The sequence below is a fragment of the Streptobacillus felis genome (assembly GCF_001559775.1).
In the GTDB taxonomy this organism is placed as follows: domain Bacteria; phylum Fusobacteriota; class Fusobacteriia; order Fusobacteriales; family Leptotrichiaceae; genus Streptobacillus; species Streptobacillus felis.
This window is the reverse complement of record NZ_LOHX01000009.1, coordinates 1-817: the sequence shown is the minus strand read 5'-3', so window position 1 is coordinate 817 and position 817 is coordinate 1. Positions and strand designations below refer to the sequence as shown.

Sequence of the window (817 nt, the reverse complement as noted above, 5' to 3'; positions counted from 1 at the left end):
TTGTTCATAATCATTTATATTTCTTCCTTTTGGTATATATCTCCTAAGTATAGTGTGTATATTTTCTATGTTTGGTTTTTGTTGTGGACTTGCTGTATCACAGTAAAATATTTTGCATCTTTGTGAATATGAATTAAATATACTTTTTGTTATTTCTTTAAATTTTAAAAACTCATTACCTTGATCTGCCAACATTATACCAAATAACTTTCTAAACATTTTATATCCAATTTTTTTCTCTATCATATCAAAAATCTTTATAACACTTTGTGCTTGCTTGTTTTCTATTTTAAATGCAAATAGAAATTGCTTTGAAGGTATTAGCATAGTAAGTAAAAAAGATGAACAATCAGGACCTTTACATCCTTCTACTAAATCTATTTCTGTTATTGTTACATCTGGATTTTCTTTAACATATTCTAAAAAATCACTGTATTCTTTTCCTTTTATTATATTTAAGTAATCCTAATCTAGACCAATCATAAATTGTTTTTCTATTAATAGTTTCGCCATATTTCCTATATATATTAACTGATATATGAGATATTGGTTGACCTCTTTTTATATATTTTTCAACTAATTTAAGAAATTTATCTCTTTTTGGTGTACTTTTTTTCTTTTTACCTTCTAAATATATTTCATTAGCCTTAATAGAATTATAAACAACAAAATCATGGGTACAATTATTTTTATGAAATCTAGGGCACTTATTACAAACTACAGGTTGTTTCTTTAATATGTCACAATTATGTTCATCAATTGTTGAAATATGTCCATATGGTAATCTAGAATTAAATTTTAGTACCCTTCTATTGGT

The 817-nt window shown here is 24.5% G+C and carries 2 pseudogenes; both read right to left on the bottom strand.

The window, feature by feature from the left end:
- Positions 1-219, bottom strand: a pseudogene (locus AYC60_RS00130) (IS30 family transposase); the annotation flags it as partial.
- Between the two features lie 208 nt (positions 220-427).
- Positions 428-817 (bottom strand): annotated as a pseudogene (locus AYC60_RS08760) (hypothetical protein); the annotation flags it as partial.